3 protein-coding genes are annotated in these 4,162 nt (G+C 47.0%); all 3 read left to right on the top strand.

All coding sequences use genetic code 11. The features are described from left to right. Nucleotides 1–290: 290 nt before the first annotated feature. Genes A3GG_RS0101075 through A3GG_RS0101065 form a run of 3 tightly spaced genes read left to right on the top strand, consistent with a single transcriptional unit; the run spans nucleotide 291 to nucleotide 3,864 of the window. Complete coding sequence (locus A3GG_RS0101075; protein WP_018357489.1) at nucleotides 291–1,487, top strand: FprA family A-type flavoprotein; 1,197 nt, start codon at nucleotides 291–293, stop codon at nucleotides 1,485–1,487. Between the two features lie 25 nt (nucleotides 1,488–1,512). Beyond that, nucleotides 1,513–2,304: a glucosamine-6-phosphate deaminase gene (nagB, locus tag A3GG_RS0101070; protein WP_018357488.1), complete on the top strand. Its 792-nt coding sequence runs from the start codon at nucleotides 1,513–1,515 to the stop codon at nucleotides 2,302–2,304. 12 nt (nucleotides 2,305–2,316) lie between these two features. Then, nucleotides 2,317–3,864: a sialidase family protein gene (locus A3GG_RS0101065; RefSeq protein ID WP_018357487.1), complete on the top strand. Its 1,548-nt coding sequence runs from the start codon at nucleotides 2,317–2,319 to the stop codon at nucleotides 3,862–3,864. Nucleotides 3,865–4,162: the final 298 nt, after the last annotated feature.

Below are 4,162 nucleotides of genomic sequence, written 5' to 3'. Positions count from 1 at the left end.
GGGTTAGCTAAGACGCATGCACAAAATATACTTGAAGCCATTTGCTACAACATCAAAAGAGCTCCCCAGTTATACCTCAATACATTATTGCAAAATGAAGAAGCCTCTATAAGAGGAGCACTTGTTATGAGATAAGTACTAGAAATCCTCTGTAAAAGCTCATATTTAGAGCTTTTACAGAGGAGAATAATCAAAAAACAAGGCGATTTTTCAAGCTAGACAAGACGAAAATCTGAAAAAAGTCAGTCAAAAACGTCTAAACTCGAATGTGCAACAGTCTCTATATCGTAATGAAGTATAATCTGAAGATTAATGAGTCGACCTACTTCTTTGGTCAAAATGATAGAACTAAAGCTTTCTTTGAGCACCTCTATCCACTACCACATGGTATGGCGTACAACAACTACCTCATCAAGGATGAGAAGAATGTATTGCTCGATACCGTGGATGTGGATATGTCTGAGCGCTTCTTCGGGCAGCTCGAGAGTGCCCTTGATGGTGAGCAGCTTGATTATCTGATTGTGCAGCATATGGAGCCTGATCATTCGGGTTCTATCGGTCTTGTCAAGATGCGCTACCCCAACGTAGTCATTGTGGGTAACAAGAAGACCAAAGGGATGCTCGAAGGTTACGGAGTATCTACAGAGGATTTCTTGGAGGTAGACGAGAAGACACCGCTTAATATCGGTAGCCGTGAGCTACACTTCGTCTTTGCTCCTATGGTACACTGGCCAGAGGTAATGGTGACTTATGACCCCAAAGAGAAGGTGCTCTTCTCTGCCGATGCCTTTGGCGCTTTTGGCGCTATCGATGGTGGTTTTTGGGATTACCAGCATGACCTTGCTGCATTTATGCCCGAGGCACATCGTTATTATACTTGTATCGTGGGCAAGTACGGTAGCTTTGTTCAGAAGACGCTTGATAGGGCGCTTCAGCTTGATATCGAAGTTATTGCTCCTGTGCATGGCGTGGTATGGAAGAAGCATATCCCTGAGATTCTTGAGCTGTACCGCAAGATGGCAACCTATGAGGCAGAGCCAGGTGTAGTGATGATCTACGGCTCTATGTATGGTAATACCGATGAGCTGGCCGAGATTATCGGTCGTTCGCTCGGAGCTCATGGTGTGGATAGAGTAGTGATGCACCACATGGGGCACTCCAGCGCTAGCCAAGTTATCTCCGATGTATTCAGGTACAAGGCTGTGATAGTGGGTTCACCTACATATAACAATGGTATGTGGCCAAGGGTTGAGGATGTGCTCCATCAGCTCAGCGAGCGTCAGATTCCTGATAGGCTATATGCAACATTTGGCTCAGGTACATGGAACCCCAATACCATTAAGCCTCTCGAAGCATGGTGTGAGAAGCAAAAGAACTGGACTAAGGTGGCAGAGAGTCTCAAGATAAGCCAAGCACCTAGTGCCGAGGATAAGGATAAGGCTTGGGAGATGGGGCGTATCATTGCCCAAGTAGTGTTAAATAATTAAGACTTAACGAAGAATATTCATAAGTATGAGACTGATTATTCAAGAGAATAAGGAGAAGTTGGCTACATGGGCAGCCAACTATGTGGCAAAGAGGATTAATGATGCTCAGCCAACAGCAGAGCATCCATTTGTTCTTGGATTGCCAACAGGTTCTACACCCCTTGGTATGTACAAGGAGCTAATCCGCCTCAATAAAGAAGGCGTAGTGACCTTCGAGCATGTGGTGACCTTCAATATGGATGAGTACATCGGCATCCCTCGCGACCACGAGCAGAGCTACCACACTTTTATGTGGGATAACTTCTTCGGGCACATTGATATCAAGCCAGAGAATACCAATCTCCTCGATGGCAATGCTAAGGACTTTGCTGTAGAATGCCAGAGATATGAAGATAAGATAGCCAGTTACGGAGGTATTGACCTATTTATCGGTGGTATTGGAGAGGACGGTCATATTGCTTTCAACGAGCCAGGTTCATCGCTTACGTCTCGCACACGTGTCAAGACGCTTACCACCGATACTATAGAGGTCAATTCTCGCTTCTTCAATAACGATATCTCACTTGTCCCCAAGACGGCTCTTACTGTAGGAGTGGGAACCATTATGGATGCTAAGGAGGTGATGATACTAGTGAATGGCGCCAAGAAGGCTCAAGCACTGAAGCAAGGTGTGGAGGGTAGTATCAATCATATGTGGACTATCTCAGCCCTTCAGCTACACCGCCATGGTATTATCGTAACCGATGAAGCAGCGTGCGCTGAGCTCAAGGTGGGTACCTACCGCTACTTCAAGGATATTGAGAAGGACAATCTGTAACGGAGGCGTGTGATGACGAAAAGACTATATAGTTTACTACTGATTATTAGCTTATTCGCCACCTCGGCAATGGCGGTAGAGAGTGCCAAAGTATACCCATCACGCCGTGGGGTGATGGCGGGTATGCGGCACTGCACCCTTGTCGCAATCCAGCTAGATAAGCCACTCAATAAGGGCGAGATACTACAGATTGACTATACCATCCCTCTCGAGAGCCAGAGACTTATTGAGGGAATGGAAGTGCTCGTGTCGGATTCTCTTGCTGTGCGTGATCTTGATGATTACAAAGGGCGAGTGAGCTATAAGAGCCTCCCGCTCAATAGTTGGCAAAGTGCTACAATTAGTCAGAAGGATATAGAGAAGCGTACCACTCTTTATATTGTGGCGAATCTTGCTACACCCGATCAGTTCAATATCCATGATATCCTTCGCTTCCGCATACATAAGGTGTCGGTCAATGGCGAAGAACTTAGTGTGGAGCAGGTAGGCGACGAGACTTTCCGCCGTTTCTTCAGAACTTACACTCCCCTCTTTGTGCCTGGTGATGGCGATAGTAAGAACTATCGTATCCCAGCCATTCATAAGACCCACAAGGGGACACTAATTGCATTGGCAGATAGGCGCAAGTTCAACCAGACCGATATCCCTGAGGATATTGATATCATCCAGCGTCGTAGCTTTGATAATGGTCGCATTTGGAGCCAGCCAGAAATCCTTATTGCTGGTACAGGGAAGGGCAAGGGCTTTGGAGACGCAGCGATAGTCCAGACCAATACTGGTAAGTTGGTGATGGTATTTATTGGAGGTCCCGGTCTGTGGGGTTCGCGTCCGGATGCGCCACAGCCTACCTACATGAAAACCAGTGATGACGACGGAGCCACTTGGAGCGAAGCGGTAGATATTACTCACTTCCTGTATGGTAAGGATTGTGCCGATCCTATCCGGCGTAAGTGGTGGAGCGCTTTTTGCGCATCAGGACAGGGCGCGGTGACTAAGGATGGTCGAATCATGTTTGTCGCTGCCTTCCGTGTCAATGACCAGTACAAGCTCGATAACTACTTGATTTACTCCGATGATGAGGGAAAGACATGGAATGTCTCTGAGCTCGCTTGCAAAGGTGGTGACGAGGCTAAAGTGATTGTAATGCCCGATGAGTCCATACTCATGAGTGTGCGCAATCCTTCCAAGGGCGATCGTATCTTCAGAGTAAGCCAGGATAAAGGCATTACATGGCAACCTACTGCAGACTTCTCAGGTCTTCACGATCCAGCGTGTAATGGAGCGCCACTATTTATGCAGCAGAATGGCATGCCTATACTCCTGCACTCCTTGCCTTTCGGTCCTAAGAAGCGTTGGGATGGAGCTGTCTACGGTTACAATCCCTATACTAAGAGCTGGAGCGATGCCGTGATTATCAACCACGGAATGAGCGCCTACAGTGATATGATCGATCTTGGAGATGGTGCCATTGGCTACTTTGTAGAGGAAGACAACGAGATGTCTCTTGTCTACATCGTCTTTACTCTCGAGGATCTCCAAGCCATGCAGAGAGAAGAGTAAGAATCTGCGAGAGTCTCGGAAACTGGGCTCTCCTTTAATATTTAGCTAGATCTCCTCTATAGAAGCAAATAGCCTTCTATAGAGGAGTTTTTTTATTTCAACTATATAGCGCATTAATGCTTATAGAGACTGTTGCACGGTGGCGGACTACTGCGTTACTTTCGACATTCGGCTTCGGTCACGTACGTGAGTACGCTCCCGTCAGCCTCAGTCTCAGTGCCTTGTATTTCACCACCGTGCAACGTCTCAGCCGATTTGCTTACAAATCGGCGAGAATGGCACTTCGTGCAACATTCTC

The organism is Porphyromonas levii DSM 23370 (genome assembly GCF_000379925.1).
In the GTDB taxonomy this organism is placed as follows: domain Bacteria; phylum Bacteroidota; class Bacteroidia; order Bacteroidales; family Porphyromonadaceae; genus Porphyromonas_A; species Porphyromonas_A levii.
The sequence above is the reverse complement of the archived record's forward strand: the minus strand, read 5'-3'. Positions and strand labels throughout refer to the sequence as shown.